This window comes from Sphingomonas sp. NFX23 (genome assembly GCF_049887795.1).
Classification (GTDB): domain Bacteria; phylum Pseudomonadota; class Alphaproteobacteria; order Sphingomonadales; family Sphingomonadaceae; genus Sphingomonas.
In genome coordinates this window covers 463479-483020 of record NZ_JAGEKH010000004.1, presented here as the reverse complement: position 1 = coordinate 483020, position 19542 = coordinate 463479, and the positions used below count along the sequence as shown (strand labels likewise).

The window sequence follows — 19542 nt, the reverse complement described above, 5'->3', positions numbered from 1 at the left end:
CTGTTAATTCTGGACTAGCGCCGCCCGGCCCCTATTCTGTTGGCGGGGAGAGCGGGCATGCGATTAGCGAGACTGTGGGCGGCGCTAGCGATCGTCGTCGCGCCGGTTGCCGCGTTCGGGGGCGATACGCCGCACGTCACGCTTGCCACGCCCAACATCTCGGACGGCGCGATCACGCGCTTTACCGTGCGGTTCAGCGACGCGATCGTCCCGCTCGGCGATCCGCGCGCCACCTCGCCGCTGAAGGTCGACTGCGCGGTGTCGGGCGAAGGGCGCTGGGTCGATCAGCAGACCTATGTCTGGGACTTCGCGCAAGGCCTGCCCGGCGGAACGCGCTGTACGCTCGCGACGCGCGAAGGGCTCAAGAGCGCGGCGGGCTACGGCGTCGATGCGGAGAGCTTCACCGTCGATGCCGGCGGTCCCATCGCGCGCGCGGTGCTGCCCGGCGAGGGCGATATCGAGGAGGACCAGGTGTTCCTGGTCGCCGCGAACATGCTCGCGACCCGTGAATCGATCGCCGCCAACGCCTATTGCGCGGTCGACGGGATCGGCGAGAAGATCGCGGTCGACGTGCTCGCGCCCGATCTGCCCGGCAAGCTGCTTGCTGGGATGGGCAACAACTACGCGGTCACCAATTTCCTCGAAAGCGCCGGGCTGCCCAAGACGGTCCCCGCCGATACCGCATCGCGCCAGCGCGCGCTGGCCGGCATTACCGCGCTGAAATGCCGTCGCCCTCTGCCACCGGGCCGCGACATGGCGCTGGTCTGGGGCGCGAACATCGCCAGCGCCGGGGGCAAGCTCGCCGGTGCCGACCAGCGGTTCGACTTCACCGTCCGCAAGCCCTTCACCGCGCGGTTCGAATGCTCGCGCGTCAACACCGCGGCGGGATGCAGTCCGGTCGAGAAGGCATATCTGCGGTTCTCCGCGCCCGTGCCGATGAGCGCGGCGACGCAGGTCCGGCTGACGCTCGCCGACGGCAAGTCGATTGCGCCCGTGTTCAGCGACGAAGAGAAGACCCGCGCGACGATCGAGCAGGTCACGTTCGCCGCGCCCTTGCCGGTCGCGACGCGCGGGACGGTGGCGATCCCCGCCGACCTCAAGGATGAAAGCGGCCGGATACTCGCCAACCGCGAACGCTTCCCGCTGGAGGTGAAGTTCGACGAAGCCCCGCCGCTGGTGAAGTTCGCGGCCGATTTCGGCATCCTCGAGGCGAAACAGGGCGGCGTGCTGCCCGTCACCGTGCGCAACGTCGAGCCTTCGCTGCAAGGCCAGACCGCGGGGATCGGCGGCCAGCGGCTGCGCGTGGGCGGCACCGATGGCGAGATCGCTGCGTGGCTGCGGCGCGTCGAGGAGGCGGGCAAGACCGACTACCAGACGATCGAGCGCAAGGGGGCCGAGCCGCTCCAGATCAACCATACCGGCGAGAAGCCGCTGTTGTTCGGGAGCGGGGGTGGCGGGGCTAGCGGGGGCGCAGGCGATCCGTTCAAGCTCGACCTGCCGGGCAAGGGCAAGGATTTCGAGGTCGTTGGACTGCCGCTCGGCAAGCCCGGTTTCTACGTCGTCGAACTCGCCAGCCCGACGCTGGGGCGTGCGTTGCTCGGTCGCGACGTGCCGCGCTACGTCGCGAGCGCCGCGCTGGTCACCGATCTCGCCGTGCATTTTGAATGGGGGCGCGATGGCTCGCTCGCCTGGGTCACGCGGCTGTCGACCGGCAAGCCGGTGGCGAACGCGGTGGTGCAGGTCAGCGACAGCTGCACGGGCAAGCCGCTCGCGCGCGGGGCGACCGACAAGAGCGGCGGGCTGATGGTCGCGCGCGGGCTTCCCGAACCCGAGACCTATGGCAGTTGCAAGGGCAAGGGTTCGCCGCATCCGCTGATGATCTCGGCGCGCAGCGGCGACGATTTCAGCTTCACGCTGACCGACTGGGGCGAAGGCATCCGGCCGTTCGATTTCGACCTGTCCTATGGCTATTCGGCCGCGACCGACATCATCCACACCGTGTTCGATCGCGCCCTGGTCCGCCAGGGCGAGACGATCCACATGAAGCACATCCTGCGCCGCCCCGACGCGCGCGGTTTCTCGTTGGCGCCGGGCTTCACGGGCACGCTGCGGCTGTCGCATCGCGGCTCGGACACGCAGTTCGAGATGCCCGTGACGATCGGCGCCAACGGTACCGGCGAGACGGTCTGGACCGCCCCCAAGGGCGCACCGATGGGGGATTACGACCTCGTATTCGTCGTCGGCGACACGACAACCGAGTCCGCGCAGTCGTTCAAGGTCGACGAATACCGCCTTCCGACGATGCGCGCGAGCGTGACCGGGCCGAAGACCGCACTGATCAAACCACGCACCGCACAGCTCGATCTGTTCGCAGGCTACCTCTCGGGCGGCGGCGCGCCGGGCTTGCCGGTCGACGTCCGCATCGGCTGGTTCGCGCATAGTGCGACGCCTGTCGGCTACGACAAGTTCAGCTTCGGCGGCGAACCGATCAGCGAGGGCGTCAAGCCGCTCGACGGCGAGGGCGAGGATGCGAAGACGCCGCTGCCGCCGACGCAGATGCTGCCCGCGACGCTCGGCAGCGACGGCACGCGGCGGATGACGGTCGACATGCCGCAGACCCTCCCCGGCACGACCGATATGCAGGTCGAGATGGATTACCGCGATGCCAATGGCGAGACGCTGACCGCGTCGAAATCGATCCCGATCTACGCCTCGGGCGTGCAGCTCGGCGTCGCCACCGATGGCTGGATGATGCGCGCGGACGATCTGCGCCTGCTCTTCGTCGCGCTGGATACCGACGGCAAGCCGATCAAGGGGCAGAAGCTGTCCGTCGCGCTCTACAGCCGCCAGATCCTGACCGCGCGGCGGCGGCTGATCGGCGGGTTCTATGCCTATGACAACCGGATGCGGACGACCAAGCTGTCGGCGTCGTGCAGCGCGACCACAGATGCGCAGGGGCTCGCGCAGTGCAAGGCGGATCCGGGCGTGTCGGGCGAGATCTATGCGGTCGTCACCACCACCGATGCCGAAGGCAACGTCGCCCGCGCGGTGAAGTCGGTGTGGCTCGCGGGGAACGACGACTGGTGGTTCGGCGGCGACAATGGCGACCGGATGGACGTCGTCCCCGAGAAGCTCACCTATGCGTCGGGCGAGACCGCGCGGTTCCAGGTGCGGATGCCGTTCCGCTCGGCGACCGCTTTGGTCAGCGTCGAGCGCGAGGGCGTGTTGTCGAGCTTCGTGACAGAATTGTCGGGCAAGGACCCGGTGATCGAGGTGCCGATGGATGCCGCCTATGCGCCAGACGTCTATGTCTCGGTGCTGGTCGTGCGCGGCCGCGTCGAGAGCGGGTTCTGGAGTTGGATCCACCGGATCGCGCGGACGCTGGGGCTGTCGGACACGCCCGAGGACGCAGCCGAGCCGACCGCGCTGGTCGATCTCGCCAAGCCCGCCTACCGCCTCGGCATCGCCAAGGTGAAGGTCGGCTGGGAAGGCCATACGCTCGCCGTCGCCGTCAAGGCGGACCGCGAGCGTTACGCGCCGCGGGGCACGGCCAACGTCGCGATCCAGGTGCGGAAGCCTGATGGCAGCGCCGCGCGCGAGGCCGATGTCGCGTTCGCCGCGGTCGATCAGGCGCTGCTGCAACTCGCGCCGAACGACAGCTGGAACATCCTCGACGCGATGATGGGCGATCGCCCGCTGTTCGTTCTGACCGCGACCGCGCAGATGCAGGTCGTCGGCAAGCGGCATTATGGACGCAAGGCGCTCGAAGCGGGCGGCGGCGGTGGCGGCGGCGACCTGTCGGGGCTCAACCGCGAGAATTTCCAGCCGGTGCTGCTGTGGAAGGGGCATGTCCCGCTCAATGCGCAAGGGCGTGCGCGCGTGTCCGTGCCGCTGTCGGATGCGCTGTCGTCTTTCAAGCTGGTCGCGATCGCCACCGATGGCGCGCAGGCGTTCGGTACCGGCAGCACCGACATCCGTACCGCGCAGGATCTGTCGCTCTATGCCGGGATGCCGCCGCTGGTCCGCTCGGGCGATTTCTACGGCGCGCGGTTCACGCTGCGCAACGGATCGGACCGCGCGATGACCGTCACCGCGAACGTCGATGTCTTCCCGCGGATCGCGCAGGGCAAGCCGCTGACCGTCACCATCCCCGCGGGTGGCGCGGCACCGGTGGCGTGGAACCTCACCGCGCCTGCGGGGGTCGATACGCTGCGCTGGACGGTGCGGGCGAAGAGCAACGACGGCCGTGCGACCGATCAGGTCACGGTGACGCAGGACGTCATCCCGGCGGTGCCGACCGAGATCTGGGCGGCGACGCTCGCGCAGGTCGGTGAGAATACGCTGATTCCGATCGCGCCGCCGATGGGGGCGCTGCCGGGTCGCGGCAGCGTCGACATCCACCTTGCCGATACGCTGGCGCCGTCGCTCGCCGGGGTCCGCGCGTACATGAGCCGCTATCCGTTCAACTGTTTCGAACAGCGGCTGTCGCGGATCGTCGTGCTTGACGACATGACGGGCTGGGCGACGCTGGCGGGCGAAATCCCGACCTATCAGGCGCCCGACGGCCTGCTGCGCTACTTCCCCGGCGACAGCTTGCAGGGGTCGGAGGCGCTGACCGCTTATGTGCTGTCGATGACGGGCGCGGCGAACCTGTCGCTGCCGCCGGTGCAGCGCGCGCGGATGATCGAGGCGATGAAGGCGGTGCTCGACGGGCGCTTGCGGCATGAGGATTACGGCGACGTCCGCCTGACCAAGGTCGCGGCACTGGCGGCCTTGGCGCGGCAGGGCGAGGCCACCCCGGCGATGCTCGGCCAGATCGGCATGACGCCTGCCGAGATGCCGACCGCGAGCCTCGCCGACTACATCACCGCGCTGACCGCGATCCCCGGTGCGTCGACCGAAGCCAAGGCGCAGGCCGAGGCGGTGCTGCGCACGCGCCTCGTGTTCGAGGGCACCCGGCTCGACTTGTCGGACTCGGCCAACGCGTCCTGGTGGCTGATGTCGTCGGCGGACGAGGCGGCGAACAAGGCGACCGCGGCGGTGCTCGGGCGGCCGGGTTGGCAGGACGATGCGCCGCGGCTGATGGTCGGGACAGCGCTGCGCCAGTCGCGTGGGCATTGGGATACGACCACCGCCAACGCCTGGGGTGCGATCGCCGCGCGGCGGTTCGCGCAGGTCTATCCGGCGCAGGCGGTCACGGGGACGACGATGCTGTCCTATGCGGGGCGTAGCGTTGCGCGCGGCTGGCCGCTGGCGGAACCCGCGCGGACGGTGTCGTTCCCGCTCGCCGCCGCCGGACCGCTTCGCTTGGCGCAAGGCGGCGGGGCGGGGCCGTGGGCGACCGTGTCGATCTCCGCGGCGGTGCCGCTGCGGCAGCCGCTGTTCGCGGGCTATCGCCTGACGCGGAAAGTCGACGTCGTGCAGGCGCGTACCGCCGGGCGGCTGACGACGGGCGATGTGCTCCGCGTGACGTTGTCGGTCGAGGCGACCGCGGAGCGCAACTGGGTCGCGATCAGCGATCCGGTGCCCGCCGGCGCCACGGTGATCGGCGATCTCGGCGGCCAGTCGCAACTGCTCCAGCAGGGCGGCGCGGCAGATGGGGAGGGTGGCGGTCCGAGCTATGTCGAACGCGGCCGCGATACGTGGCGCGCCTATTTCGCCTGGCTGCCCAAGGGGACCACTACCGTGACGTACACGCTGCGGCTCAACGGTGCCGGCCGGTTCCAGATGCCGCCTAGCCGGGTCGAGGCGATGTATTCGCCCGCAATTCGCGCCGCGGTGCCGAACCAGACGATGGTCGTCGCGGATCGATGAAGCAGCGCGCGGCGCTTGTCGGATTGCTGGTGCTGATCCTCGCCGCGGTGGGGTTCGACTGGGCGACGTTCCCGCCGCCGCTGCCGGGCTATGCGCAGGTCCGCGCTGCGTGGAAGCCGTCGGAGGCGTGGCTGTACGATCGCCACGGCGTGCTGATCGACAGCGCGCGCGTCAATTTCGCCGCGCGACGGCTCGCGTGGGTACCGCTCGACCAGATCGCGCCGGTCGTGCCCGCCACCGTCGTCGCGGCGGAGGACGCCCGCTTCCGCAGCCACGGCGGCGTCGACTGGCTGGCGATCCTCGGCTCGGTTGGCGCGCGCGCGAAGGGCGAGCGGGGCAGGGGGGCGAGTACGCTGTCGATGCAGGTCGCGGCGTTCCTGTCGCCGACGCTGGCGATGCCCGGCGCACGCGGTTGGCGCGACAAGCTCCGCCAGATGCGCGCGGCCCGATCGCTGGAGATAACCTGGAGCAAGGACCAGATCCTCGAGGCGTATCTGAACCTGGCGCCGTTCCGCGGCGAGGCGCAGGGGATCGGCGCGGCGGCGCTGTCGCTGTTCGGCAAGACCCCCGCGGCGATGGCACGCGACGACGCGCTGCTGCTGACCGCGCTGCTCCCCGATCCCCAGGCGCCCGCCCCTCGCATCGCCGCGCGGGCGTGTCGCCTGGGTGGCGCAGGCGATTGCAGCCGGTTCGCCAGCGAGGCCGCGTCGATGCTCGGGCCGGTGCGGACGCTGGCACTCGATCCAGGCCTTGCGCCGCATCTCGCCGATCGCCTGCTGACCAAGCCCGGCCTGCGGATTACGACCACGCTCGACGCCGCGCTCCAGCGCACGGTCGCCGCCGCACTGCGTCGCCAGCTGCTCGGGCTCGGCGGATCGCGCGCGCGCGACGGTTCCGCGGTGGTGATCGACAATGCGAGCGGTGACGTCCTCGCCTATGTCGGCGGGATCGGCGGCGCATCGACCGCCCCCGCGGTCGATGCCGCCAACGCCTATCGCCAGGCCGGGTCGACGCTGAAACCGTTCCTTTACGCGCAGGCGATCGAGCGCGGATACCTGACCCCAGCGTCGGTGCTCGACGATTCGCCGGTGCAGCTCGATACCGCGTCGGGGCTCTACGTGCCGCAGAATTACGATCGCGGGTTCAAGGGGCGCGTGTCGGTGCGCAGCGCGCTGGCGGGGTCGCTCAACGTGCCCGCGGTGCGGGCGCTGCTGCTGGTCGGGGTCGAGCCGTTCCGCGATCGGCTCTGGGATACGGGCTATCGTGGGCTCGTTGAGGACGGCGATTATTACGGGTTCAGCCTCGCGCTCGGATCTGCGGAGGTGACGCTGCTCGAACAGGCCGACGCGTACCGGTCGCTGGCGAGTGGCGGCCGCTGGTCGCCGCTGCGGCTCACCGCCGATGCTCCCCACGTTGCCGCTCGTCCGATCACGACTCCCGCCGCAGCCTGGATCGTCGCCGACATGATGGCGGACCCCAACGCCCGCGCCGCTACCTTCGGCCTTGATTCGGCACTGCGCCTACCGTTCTGGACCGCGGTGAAGACGGGCACTTCGAAAGGCATGCGCGACAATTGGTGCGTAGGCTTCTCACGCCGCTATACGGTCGCGGTCTGGGTCGGGAACGTCGAGGGCGATCCTATGCGCGCGGTCTCGGGTACCAGCGGCGCGGCCCCGGTCTGGCGCGACGTGATGCTGGCGCTCGGACGCGACGATGATCAAGGACCGCCGATGCCCGCCGGCGTCGAGCGCCGCCGCATCGCGTTTGCCGACGCGATCGAGCAACCCCGCGCCGAATATTTCCTTCGCGGCACCGGCCAGTCGCTGATCGCCGCCGCGCCCGCCACCGCCCGGCGCGCGCGGATCGTGAACCCCGCCTCGGGCAGCGTCTACGCGATCGATCCCGACATCCCCGCCGACCGCCAGCGCCTTGCGATCGAGACCACCGGCGACGTCCGCGCGCATCACGTCTTCCTCGACAACCGCGACCTCGGCCCCGCCGCCCAGCAACTGCTGTTCTTCGCCCCGCCCGGCCGGCACCGATTGCGGCTCGTCGATGCAGCCGGTCGCGCCACCGACCAGGTCATCGTCACGATCCGCTGAGCGGGACCGATCGTTTTCTCCGCCAGGTCAGCGAACGGCGGTTCAGAACGGCAAGGTCCACCTCTCCGGCAAGCGCCGCCTCGGCCAGTGCGATGGCCCGGTCCAGCAGCGCGCGATCGGCATGCGCGTAGGCGGGGCGGCCTGGTATGCGGTCATACCACACCCCGTCGCACGCAGTGTCGAGGAAGATGCGCTGGAAGCAATGATCCGCCTCGACCGGCCAGCGGCGCGCGCGCGCCACCGCCGGCAAGCTCTTGTGGGTGAGTTTCAGCCACCGGGTTTCGGCGGCAGGACGATCTTCGTACTCCATCCGGTGGCAACGATCGAAACCCGGGAAGGTCGCACCGTCCGCTACCGGATCAGTCGGTCACCGCGGGACAGCGGGGGAAGCGTCGCCAGCGCGGTCGAACGCGATCAGCGTCGGCGCATCGGCAACGAACCTGTCGAGCACGCCGTCGGCGATCTTGATCGGCCCGTCGAACCGCGTTGCGCCAGGAATGCTCTGGATCGCCGCGGCTTCGGCGGCCAGCCGCTTGGCATCCGCGAAATAGCGTCCCGCGGCGCTGCTGCCGTGATCGGCCGCTTCGAGGCCTGCCGCCGTCAACTGGAGCGCACGCCCCCAGCGCTGCATCGCGTCCAGCCACGGCCGCGACTGCGCCGCGAAACCCGGATCGACCGTGCCCGATCGGATGATGTCGGGCGCATTCGTGATCTCGTCGGCACGCGCGGTCAGGTCCGCGATCGCCTCACGCCGCGCCGCCGCGTCGCCGCCGGCCAGTGCCTCCCGCACGCGGTCCAGCGCCGCCTTCAATCGCGGTGCCTGCTCCTGCCAGGGCTGGCTGCCGAAGGTCGGCGCCATGTGCTGCGTATCGAAGAACGTCAGCAGCGCAGCGGTGGCGTGTTCGTCGCCGCCCGCCAGTTCCCGCGCGGAGAAATGCCACGTCCGTTGCGCATCATACGCCTTGTCGTTCCAGCCGAACGCGGCGACGCCGGTCACTGCCGGGCGGCTGGGGGCCTCTTGGTTCATCGGGTTCGACAGGATGCCGGTAAGCTCACCCGACAGCCCCGCCTCGCGCCGCGTATAGGGCGCCATTAACAGTCGGCCGGTAGTTTGCGCATAATCGTTGACCGGATAATTGTCCCATAACAGCGTCTTGCGACCGAACGCCTTGGTCGCCGCCTTGGCGTCGGGGATCGAGATCGCCGGCGGCACGACGTCGGTACCGGTCCACTGCACGACGATCCGCGGGTCGAGATGTTTCCGGAGCGCCGCCTTGTACGGCGTTTCCTTGGCATCGTAGTACTCCGTCGGCACCATGATTAGCGCCCGCGCCGACGGGTCCTTGGCCGCGAGGTTGGCCTGCACCGCATTGAGCAATTGCGACTGCGCGATGCCCGCCGCCTCCGCGCCCGACGGACCGAACGCCGTCTTGTCCCTATCGCAGTTCCACTTGGTATATTCGATGTCGTCGAGCGCAACGTAGAAGCTGCCGACGCCGATCGATCGCATCGCGTCGAACTTGCGTTCCAGCGCCTGCACGTCCGCAGGGTCGGAGAAGCATACCGACGGCCCGGGTGAGACCGCGTAGACGAAATCGACATGGTTCCGCCGCGCGGCCGTCGCGAGCGTCCCCAGCGCCTTCAACGTCGCGGCGGGATAGGCCTCGCGCCAGCGATCACGCGCATACGGATCGTCCTTCGGACTATAGACATAGGTGTTCGCCTTGACCGTGGCGAGGAAGTCGAGATGCTTGGTGCGATCCGCCATCGACCACGGCGCCCCGTAGAAGCCCTCGATCGTGCCGCGGATCGGCATCGCCGGATGATCCTGGATCACCATGGCCGGGATCGCCGACCGCCGGGCAAGCTGGTGAAAAGTCTGTGCGGCATGGAACAGGCCGTCCGCATCGTGTCCGGCCAGCGTGACGACCCCGCCCGACGCCGAGGCCAGGCTCGCGATCGTGTAACCCTCGGCATGATCGTCGGCCACCGCGCGGCTACGGGCGAGCGCATCGCGGACGATCGGCGCGGCGGCGGTGCCGAGCACGACATACGTCCCGTCGATGACAGAGGGCAGGCGCTGGGCGGTGGTGATCGTCTCCACGCCCGATGCCGTCAGGATGCTGCGGACGAGCGCGACCGTCTCGGGATCGACGCCGGGCGCTGCGATCAGCGATACCGAACGCCCGGGCGCGATCGTCCCCGACCCGAGCTCGATCGAGGTCGGCGTCGGGAACAGCGCGGGCATAGTTACCGGACCAGCCGAAGCTGATCCCGACGCGAGACTCGCCAGGCTCGCGGCAACCATCAGCGTGGGCACGAGGCCGAACTTGCCAATCTGTTGCGTCATGCTCGTCTCCGGTATCATAATGGTATTATGAACCCGGGGATACGGTAGCCGCGGGACGACCGCAACCCGTACGGAAACCCTCAGCGGCTAGCGAGCATCGCCGCCATCTTTGGCCGGACGGCGACCCCGTCGAGCCTGTAGCTGACCATCACGCCGATATGGTCGGACAGCATGGTTTTGTCGCCAGCAAGGCCGAACGGCGCGCTCAAGGCGACCGGCTTCACCGACAGCGCATCCGACGCCCGGTACATCAACCAGTCCTTGGCGCGCCCGGTCGAGGTCGCGACGTCGGCGGCTTGCGTCACCAGGCATGTCGGGGTCGACCGGCACCGCTGCTCGCCGCCCGTCAGCGGCATTGCCCCGCCGAACATGTGCTGCGCGAAATACGCGCGGCGCGCGATGTCCTGCCCGACGTTGAAGTCGCCCGCTACGAGCAGCGTCTCGTGCGGCCGTTCCATCGAGCCGATGAACGCGCTCAACAGGTCGATCTGGCGCTTGTACGCATAGAGCGCGCGGGGCTCGGATACGCCGGTGGCGCCGTTCGAATTCAAATGCGTGTCTATCACCGTGACGGGCCCCGCCAATCCGGGAACCGCGATCATCGCCGCCATCGCGCCCTTGTTGGCGAGGCAGTCATAGCCTGCGCAGACCGGATAGCTGATCCGCCGCACCGCGAGGATCGGATAGTCGGAGAAGATCGCGAGCCCGCTGTCGACATGCTTGCCGACCTGTTCGCCGCGGAACATGCTGCCGGCGGATACGAAGCTGCGGTCGGTCGGCGTCTCGGCGGTCGCGGCGGCGTCGGCGGAAGCACCGAACGCGATGTAGCGATAGCCGGCGGCGGCACCGATCGCCTTCGCATCGGGGACGAACGCCTCCTGCAACGCGACGATCCTCGGCTGGTGCCCGGCGGCGCGCATCGCCTTGAGCTGTGCGGCGATCGCCGACAGCGATGCCGTCCGATCCTCCGCGATCGGCCAGGGTAGGCCGTGCACATTGTAGGTCATGACCGATACCGTCGGCTCCCCCCCGCTCGCGGTTGCGCGCGATGCGGCTGCTGCGAGCAATGCGAGGGGAGCGGCAAACCGACCGAGACGACGCGAAACCATTGGCGATCCAATTTCTGTATGTGCGGGGGAGACGCCACGGTCCGGCCGGAACCGCACGTGCCCAGGCATATTTATGACGATGTCAGCGCTTCAGCGGTGCGAACGAGAACAGCCCGCTTCGATAGTTCATCACCACCGTCGTCGGCGTGATCCCGGCATGCGCGACGACCCGCGCCGCCTCTGCGCTCGGTTTGGAATGGCCGAGCCGCGGGTTGCCGGCAAAGCCGATGCCGTCGTGGAGCAGGCTGAACCCGTGACCGCCGCTGCGGGCATGGACGACGCTGAGCGCATACGCACCCTCGCCCGGAACGCGCAGGCACAGCCGTGCCGGACCTGATGCCGGAACCGGGATCACCGCGCGGCGAAACGTCTTGCCTTGCGCCACCAGCACATTGTCGTCGGCCAGGAACTCACCCTCGACCGCGGGATAGACCTCGGCGCGAAGGTTACCCGCGCGGTCCTTGAGCCTTTCGATGGTCACGACGATCGCCGGGCCCGGCTCGTGCGGTCGGCACTGCGCCGCCGCGGTCCCCAGCGCAGGGGTCGAGGCGATCGGCGTTGCGGCGAGGGCCAAGAGCGCGACGATCATGGGTTATGCTCCGGATTGAGAAGTTCGACCGCGGTCAGCGCCGCGCCAAGCAGGAGGTGCGTGACCAGCCAGAGTGCCGCGATCATCGTCAGCATCGCGGCGACGTTGGAGGCCTGCCCGACGGTGAACGCGACGAGGCCGGCGAAGACGATGTCCTTGTTCGGCAACAGCGGCAGGCGGGAGACGAGCAGGCGCAACGTCGCCAGCACCAGCCACCAGGCGAGCGGTGCCGCAGGCAACGCGACCGCCCACAGCGCAGCGGCGAAGACCGTGGTCGCGACGATCCGCAGCAGGTGGATGACCGCGATCCGACCCAGCTCATCGCGCGGCAACGTGAAGAGCCGCTTGCGCATCACGAGCGCGACGACCGACGGCAACGCGATGCTCGCGGCCGATACGATCATCACCTTGGCATCGGTGCCGAGGTTCAGCGCGACCAGCGACTGCCAGCTGACCGCGGCGAGCGCGAGTGTGCAGACATTGGCGACGACCGCGGACAGGATCGACACGTCCTTGATCGCGCCGAACGGGGTGCCGACCAGCGACGCATGCCGCCGCGCCCATGCGTAGAAGTACAGCTCGCCGGAATAGCCCGCGATGATCTCGTTGCTGATTCGCTTGCGCAACAGCGCCAGGAATCCGCGCGGCGGCAGGTTCCACAGGCGGCGATAGATCACCCACTCGCTCGCCGGCAGCGCGAGATAGCCGGCCGCGAAAAGCAGCCAGAACAGCGGCGAGCGCGGCACCATCGCGATCACGCCGCGGACATCGAGATACCGCAGCTGCCACAATGCCGCGATCAGGATCGCCGCGGACAACAAAGGCGTCAGGCCGCGTGCGACGATCCCCTTCCGGACTTCGATCGTCTTGAGCGGAAGCTTGGGGGCGGGCAGGGTCGCCTGGTTGAGGGCGTTGCTCATGCCGCCCTGCGCCGTACGGCGACCGGGACGGCAATCTGATTTCCATGACGCAGCGATGCCGCGATGGCGGGGAAGCCGGGATGTGTCATGGGTTCTGGACGTCACCGCATCGCAGCATCCGCAGCCCGAAAAATTCGCCACAAAAAATAATCTTGGCGGACTGCGGTTCGAACCGCGCGGTGCCGTCTCCGGGGCATGTGTGTGACCAAGCTGCTCGACCTTCTGTCGTGAACGCCCTGCCAAAGGCCGTGCGCCCGCCGTCACCAGACCGGCGCCTCATCGTGTCGATCCACGATGTCTCGCCGGCGTTTGCCGAGCCCATCGAGCGGCTGGCTGAGATGATCGGCGGTATCGTGGGCGGCCCGAGGTTCGCGATGCTGGTCGTCCCCGATCACTGGGGGGCGGCGCCGCTCGACCGGACGCCGGCGTTCGCGCGCCGGTTGCGCGAATGGGCCGATGCCGGCGTCGAGATGTTCCTCCACGGCTGGTTCCACCGCGACACCAGCGCACACAGCAGCACGGCCGCGACGATGAAGGCGCGCTACATGACCGCGGGCGAGGGCGAGTTCCTCGGGCTCAGCGCGGACGAGGCCGAATACCGGATGCGTGCCGGACGCGACATGGTCGAACAGGCCATCGGCGGGCCCGTCGCGGGCTTCATCGCGCCGGCGTGGCTATACGGTCCGGGCGCGAAATCGGCGCTGAAGGCGTGCGATTTCGCGCTCGCGGAGGACCATTTCCGGGTCTGGCGCCCGGCGAACGACGCGGTCGTCGCGCGCGGTCCGGTCGTCACCTGGGCAAGCCGATCCCCCGCGCGCACCGCCAGTTCGCTCGCGGTCGCCGCCGCCGCGCGCACGCTCCCGGACTGGCTGCCGACGTTGCGGGTGGCCGTGCATCCGGGCGACGTCACGAAGGAGTCGCTGATGACCAGTATCGATCGGACCATTCGGTGTCTGGCGGGCCGCCGTACGGTTGCCCGCTACGCCGATCTGTTACCGGGCGCATCTATGTCGGAAGGGGAGGGCCGTCATGAAGATCGTTGATGTCTGCGCCTTTTACACGCCCAGCGGAGGCGGGGTCCGGACCTATGTCGATCGCAAGCTCGTCGCCTTTGCCGAGCGTGGCCACGAGATGGTGGTCATTGCGCCGGGCGAACGCGACGGCGAGGAACGTCGCGGCCCGAACGCGCGGATCCGCTGGGTACGCTCGCTGCGGTTTCCCCTGGACCGATCGTACCGCTTTTTCTCCGATCGATCGGCGCTGCACCGCGTGCTCGACGAAGAAAATCCGGACCTCGTCGAAGTCTCGTCGCCCTGGCGCAGCGCGTCGATGGTCGCGGACTGGAGAAGCGAACGCGGCGCCCGGGCGCGGCTCGCGTTGATCGCGCATGCCGATCCGCTGGCGGCTTATGCCTATCGCTGGTTTGGCGGAGTCGCCACGACGCAGACGATCGACCGCGCGTTCGACTGGTATTGGCGCCACTTACGCCGCCTTGACCAACGCTTCGACATGATCGTCAGCGCAAGCGACAGCCTGAGCGAGCGGTTGCGGGAGGGCGGGCTTCGAAAAGTGCTGACCGACCCGATGGGCGTCGAGCCCGGCCAATTTTCGCCGGCGCTTCGCGACATGACCGTGCGTCGCGAGATGCTGGCGCTATGCGGGCTCCCCGAAGACGCAATGCTGTTGATCGGCGTCGGTCGCCACGCACCCGAAAAGCGCTGGCCGATGATTGCGCAGGCGGCGACCATGGCGGGGGCACAGGCGCCGGTAGGCCTCGTCATCGTCGGTGGCGGATCACGCCAGCGTCCCGTGATCGAGGCGATCAACGGCAATCCGCACGTCCGCCTGCTCGAACCGACCACCGATCGTGCGGCGCTAGCGCGGATGATGGCGAGCGCGGATGCCTTGATCCACGGATGCGAGGCGGAAACCTTCTGCTTCGTCGCCGCAGAGGCGATCGCGTCGGGCCTGCCGCTGATCGCGCCCGACCGCGGCGGCGCCGCCGACCTCGCGCGCAAATCCGGTGGCGTCTTGTACGGATCCAGCGACGCGCTGGCGGCGTCCGAGGCGATCCTTTCGGTCGCCCGCAACAGTCGTACGCCACGCGCGGCAGCCCCGGTCCGCACGATGGACGATCATTTCGACGCGCTGCTCGCGCTGTACGCGAACGAGGATCTGGTGAGGAGAGAAGGATCATGTCGATGACCGCGACCCATTTCGCCCTGCAACCGATACACGTCTCGGATCACGATCCGGTCTGGGGAGCCGAGCCGCCCGAAGCGGCGGTGCCGCTCTGCGATTTTCGGGGCGACGGACGCCTGATCGACGCCTTCGTCCATCCGCGCTCCGCCTGGAGCTGTCCGCTGTTCTACCTTGCCATTCCGGCCTACGCGATCCTGGCCTTTGCTGCCGCGGCGATCCGCCTGTGCGACCGCGTCGGGATTGTACCGAACCACTCAGCGCGCTGACCTGACGCCGACGGTCTTATTTTTCAGGGCGACATCCCGGACGGGCAGGAGCAAGACGCTCTTCCAGCGACGATGAGCCTCGGAGGAATGCCGTAGCCGACCCCGATACAATACTTTCCTCGCACCAGTCCGAAGGCCTGTCCGCCGTACTCGCCGCGAACCGTGGCCGGCTTGTACGGTTCTTCACGGCGCGGACGGGCAGCGTCGCGGAGGCCGAGGACGTCGTGCAGGAAATCTGGCTACACACGGCGCAGCCGTCGCTGGCACAGGCAACGGGACCGATCGCCAATCCGCTAGCGTATCTGCACCGCGTCGGCATGAACATCGTGCTCGACCGTGTCCGTGCGAATGGCCGTCGTCAGCGTCGCGACATTGGCTATGTCGACGCGACGACGTCGATCGTCGGGGTGGAGGCGGTCGACGATGCGCCCTCCGCATTCGACGCGGTCGCCAGCCGCGAGCGGTTCGATCGGCTGGCCGCTGCGCTGTCCGGCCCCCCCGAGGGAGCGATGCGCGTCTTTCGTCGCCACCGTATAGACGGCGTGTCCCATGCCGACATCGCCACCGAACTCGGCATCTCGCGAAGCGCTGTCGAAAAACACATCGCCGTCGCCCTACGACATCTGAGAAAGGCCTTGGATGAATGATTTAGGGGGAGGGGTGCGGTTCGATCCGCGCCGCGGCGTCTATCAAGCAGTCCGATATTCGTCGGGAGAGGTTTGCAGGATTGGCGCGGGTCGCGTCGATCCTGACGCAGGCGGGGGGCATCCGCCGGAAAGGGGGACGCATGACTGACACGCACGCTGCGACGGATAGCGCGGTCGAAGCCGCTGCGACATGGCATTCGCGGCTCGACGCGCCGGATATGGACTGGGACCGGTTTGGCGAGTGGCTGGCGGCCGACCCGGCCCATCGCAATGCCTATGATTCGATCGCGAGTCTCGATGCTGAGTTCGTCGCTGCCGCACCGGCGATCGCCGCACGCCTGCCGGCAAACGACGACCATGCGGACATCGCCGACCAAGACGTCGTACCCCGTGCAGCAGCGCGCGGTCGCCGGTGGCAGTGGGCGGCGCTCGGTTCCAGTGGAGCGCTTGCCGCAGGGCTGGCGTTCATATTGGTCGCGCCGTCGGGCGACGACGCGGCGCAGGCCTATGAGACGGGTCGCAGCGAAACTCGGTCGGTGACGCTTGCCGATGGCAGTCGCATGCAGATCGATCGCGGCTCTCGCGTGTCCGTCAGCGGCGGCGGCAGTCCGGTGATCGAGATCGCACAAGGCGCGGCGAACTTTGCCGTCCGGCACGATCCTTCGCGCGTCCTGATGGTTCGCGCGGGCGGCTACGAGGTACGCGATCTCGGCACAACGTTCGATGTCGTGAGTGCGCGTGGACGTGTCGCCGTCACCGTTGCCGAGGGTATGGTCAGCGTCACGCCCGTCGGGGGCACGCCGTCCGACGCAACGACGCTGCACGCGGGCCAGAGCCTGGATATCACGCCGGACAAACAGATTGCCGAACGGCGGAAGGTCGATCCTGCGCGCGTGTCCGACTGGACCGACGGCCGCCTCGACTATGACGGCGCACCATTGTCACTGGTTGTGGCGGATATCGCGCGGTATGCGGAAAGCCCGTTGACCGTCGATCCTTCGGCGGCGAACCTGCGTTTTTCCGGGGTGTTGACGATTGGTGACGGATCGCGGCTTGTCGATCAGCTGCAGGCAGTGCTGCCGATACGCGTTCGTCGGGTTGCTGGCGTCGTGCATCTGGGTGCCGCCGGCGGACGCTGAACGCGCTCCCCCGACCAGGCGTTCGATCACGATCCCTGCGGGACCTTTACGGTCTGCGCTCGAGTCGCTTGCAAGCCAGACCGGGATCTCGATCGGGATGGCGGGCGGGTTGCCGGATCTCGTCGTCAAGCGGGTCGACCATTCTGCCAACGTCGCGCAGGCCGTGCGCCGCATGTTGGCCGGCAGCCGGCTGCGCGCGGTGCAGGTCGATGCGACCACGTGGCGGATCGAGGTCATTCCGGCAAAACGACCGCGCGAGCCGGCGCGGCGCGGTGACGCCGCGGGGACGCTGGTGAGCGGCGATATCGTCGTCATCGCCAGCAAGCGCGACGAACGGCTGTCCGATCTTCCCGCCTCGATCAGTATCGTCGGTGCACCTACCTCGGGACGGCTGGCGGGACGGCGTGGACTGACGGACGTCATGGCGACGACCGACGGGGCATTCTCTACGAACCTGGGCCCGGGCCGTGACCGGATTTTTCTCCGCGGGGTTGCCGACAGCGCGTTCAACGGCACCAGCCAGTCGCTCGTCAGCCTGTATCTGGACGATGCGCGGATCGGCTATTCGTCACCCGATCCCGACCTGCGGCTCGTCGATGTGGACCGGATCGAGATCTTGCGCGGACCGCAGGGTACACTCTACGGCACCGGTGCACTTGGCGGGGTCGTTCGTGTCGTAACCGCCGCGCCGGACCTGGATCGGCTCGCGGGCGGCGTCGCGGTCGAGGGAACGGGGATCAACAACGGTGCGGTCGGTGGCGCGGTCGAGGGGATGCTCAACCTGCCGATCGTCACCGGGACGGTCGCGCTACGAACATCAGCTTGGGCCGAGACGATGCCCGGCTGGATCGATGATACCGGGCGCGACCGGCGCGACGTAAACCGCACGCGGCGGGTCGGCGGCCGTGCCGCTCTGCGCTGGTCGATCGGCGAGGGGTGGTCGGCCACCCTGAGCGGGGTCGCCCAACGCATCGACGCGCGCGACAGCCAATATGCGACCATTGGCCTGTCGCGCGCCACGCGGATCGCCGAGCCGCAGGACAACGACTTCACATCCGGGGCGCTGACGGTGCGGGGGCCGATCGGCAAACTCGAGGCGCAGGCCACGACGGCCTATGTCGACCAGGAGTTCGGCAGCACCTATGATGCGAGCATCCTGGCATCGTTGCTCGGCGTGGCATCGCCGGTCGCGTATATCGAGGATCGCTCCGCGCGGTTGCTGTCGCAGGAGGTCCGGCTGAGTGACCCGACCGCGCGCCATCCCTGGATCATCGGTGCGACCATCCTGCATTCGACCAGTCTTCTGAAGGGGCGCTTCACGTCGGTCGGCGACGACACCATCGACGCGCGACGCGACGAGGAGGACGTCACGGACCTCGCCGTATTCACCGAGGGTACGCAACGCCTCTCGAACGCGCTCGATTTCAAGCTCGGGCTGCGGGCCTTCTCGACGTCGAGCCATCTCGAACAACAGGCACCCGGCCACGTTCGCGCCAACCGCATCGGCGTTACCCCCAGCGGGACGCTCAGCTGGCATCGCGACGATCTCGGCTTGGTCTGGCTGCGCTATGCCAGCGCGGTAAGGCCTGCGGGGATCAGTCGAACCGCCGATCCGAACAATCTCCGGATTCCCGGCGACGAACTCCAGAGCCTAGAGCTTGGCTGGCGCATCCGCGTCGCACGTGACCGGCTGGCCTTCCACGGTGCCGTGTTCGGTTCGACGTGGCAGCATCTGCGCAGCGATACGGTTGGACCCGACGGACTTCTCGGTACGGTCGATGCAGGCAATGCGGTCAATTACGGCCTGGAGCTAGGCGGCGTCCTGAACCTGTCCCCGATCACGATCGATTTCGGGACCACGCTGCAACGCGCCCGCCTAACGTCGCCGTCGTCGAACACTGGCCTCGATCGCGACGATCGGCGCCTGCCGGTCGTTCCCGACATATCGTCTCGACTGACGGCATCGCGAACCCTCGTCGCGTTCGGCTCGCCCGCCTCGGTTTACGGTGTCGCGCGTTATACCGGTCGCACGCGACTTAGCTTCGATCCCTTGCTGGATCGCCCGGCGGGGAACTACGCGACGATCGACGCCGGCGCGACGATCGACCGCGGGCCGTGGCACTGGTCGATCGCCGTCGACAACCTGCTCGACAGCCGCGGCAACAGTTTTGGCTTCGGCAATCCGTTCACGCTAGCCACGAGCACGCAGACCGTTCCCATCCGGCCGAGGACCATAACCCTGCGCGCCACGATCGGGCTGTGAAGTCTCGAAAGCACGACCAACCACCGCAATTGCCGACCGAATCGCAGCTTGGATTTCGGATTCCGACGTAACCTTTTCGCGCAGCAGATCGCTGCCTGTAAAAAAGGACGTCGCAATGACCTTCGAATATTCCCCCTCCAT

The 19542-nt window shown here is 68.4% G+C and carries 13 protein-coding genes; 8 read left to right on the top strand and 5 right to left on the bottom strand.

Annotated elements, in window-relative coordinates; translation table 11 throughout:
- Positions 1-57 precede the first annotated feature (57 nt).
- A complete protein-coding gene (locus J4O76_RS13085) occupies positions 58-5814 on the top strand; it encodes an alpha-2-macroglobulin family protein (RefSeq protein WP_426282284.1) in 5757 nt (1918 codons plus the stop codon).
- Positions 5811-7916 (top strand): penicillin-binding protein 1C, encoded by a 2106-nt coding sequence (gene pbpC / locus J4O76_RS13080; protein WP_426282283.1) that lies wholly within the window; start codon positions 5811-5813, stop codon positions 7914-7916. Before J4O76_RS13085 ends, pbpC begins: the two co-directional genes overlap by 4 nt.
- Here the strand turns inward: pbpC and J4O76_RS13075 are convergent.
- The 5 genes from J4O76_RS13075 to J4O76_RS13055 form a co-directional block, all read right to left on the bottom strand.
- The gene (locus J4O76_RS13075; RefSeq protein ID WP_426282281.1) at positions 7903-8226 is read right to left on the bottom strand and encodes a GCN5-related N-acetyltransferase; all 324 of its coding nucleotides are present in this window, start codon (positions 8224-8226) and stop codon (positions 7903-7905) included. The genes pbpC and J4O76_RS13075 overlap by 14 nt on opposite strands.
- A 57-nt stretch (positions 8227-8283) precedes the next feature.
- Positions 8284-10266 (bottom strand): beta-N-acetylhexosaminidase family protein, encoded by a 1983-nt coding sequence (locus J4O76_RS13070; RefSeq protein WP_426282280.1) that lies wholly within the window; start codon positions 10264-10266, stop codon positions 8284-8286.
- A gap of 80 nt (positions 10267-10346) precedes the next feature.
- Positions 10347-11375: an endonuclease/exonuclease/phosphatase family protein gene (locus tag J4O76_RS13065; protein WP_426282279.1), complete on the bottom strand. Its 1029-nt coding sequence runs from the start codon at positions 11373-11375 to the stop codon at positions 10347-10349.
- Between the two features lie 82 nt (positions 11376-11457).
- Positions 11458-11964, bottom strand: a complete 507-nt coding sequence (locus J4O76_RS13060; protein WP_426282278.1) for a DUF2141 domain-containing protein — start codon at positions 11962-11964, stop codon at positions 11458-11460.
- Positions 11961-12884: a hypothetical protein gene (locus J4O76_RS13055; RefSeq protein ID WP_426282277.1), complete on the bottom strand. Its 924-nt coding sequence runs from the start codon at positions 12882-12884 to the stop codon at positions 11961-11963. Before J4O76_RS13055 ends, J4O76_RS13060 begins: the two co-directional genes overlap by 4 nt.
- Before the next feature lie 227 nt (positions 12885-13111).
- Between J4O76_RS13055 and J4O76_RS13050 the strand changes: the two genes are divergently transcribed.
- The 6 genes from J4O76_RS13050 to J4O76_RS13025 all read left to right on the top strand — a co-directional run bounded on the left by J4O76_RS13050 (position 13112) and on the right by J4O76_RS13025 (position 19401).
- Complete coding sequence (locus J4O76_RS13050; protein WP_426282276.1) at positions 13112-13927, top strand: DUF2334 domain-containing protein; 816 nt, start codon at positions 13112-13114, stop codon at positions 13925-13927.
- The gene (locus tag J4O76_RS13045) at positions 13914-15089 is read left to right on the top strand and encodes a glycosyltransferase (protein ID WP_426282275.1); all 1176 of its coding nucleotides are present in this window, start codon (positions 13914-13916) and stop codon (positions 15087-15089) included. Before J4O76_RS13050 ends, J4O76_RS13045 begins: the two co-directional genes overlap by 14 nt.
- Positions 15086-15352 carry a hypothetical protein gene (locus tag J4O76_RS13040; protein ID WP_426282273.1) on the top strand — a complete coding sequence of 89 codons (267 nt, stop codon included), beginning with the start codon at positions 15086-15088 and terminating at the stop codon, positions 15350-15352. Before J4O76_RS13045 ends, J4O76_RS13040 begins: the two co-directional genes overlap by 4 nt.
- A gap of 110 nt (positions 15353-15462) precedes the next feature.
- Positions 15463-15999 (top strand): RNA polymerase sigma factor, encoded by a 537-nt coding sequence (locus tag J4O76_RS13035; RefSeq protein ID WP_426282448.1) that lies wholly within the window; start codon positions 15463-15465, stop codon positions 15997-15999.
- 140 nt (positions 16000-16139) lie between these two features.
- The gene (locus J4O76_RS13030) at positions 16140-17138 is read left to right on the top strand and encodes a FecR family protein (RefSeq protein ID WP_426282271.1); all 999 of its coding nucleotides are present in this window, start codon (positions 16140-16142) and stop codon (positions 17136-17138) included.
- Complete coding sequence (locus J4O76_RS13025; RefSeq protein ID WP_426282269.1) at positions 17053-19401, top strand: TonB-dependent receptor; 2349 nt, start codon at positions 17053-17055, stop codon at positions 19399-19401. The genes J4O76_RS13030 and J4O76_RS13025 overlap by 86 nt, the downstream gene beginning before the upstream one ends.
- The last annotated feature ends 141 nt before the right edge of the window (positions 19402-19542 follow it).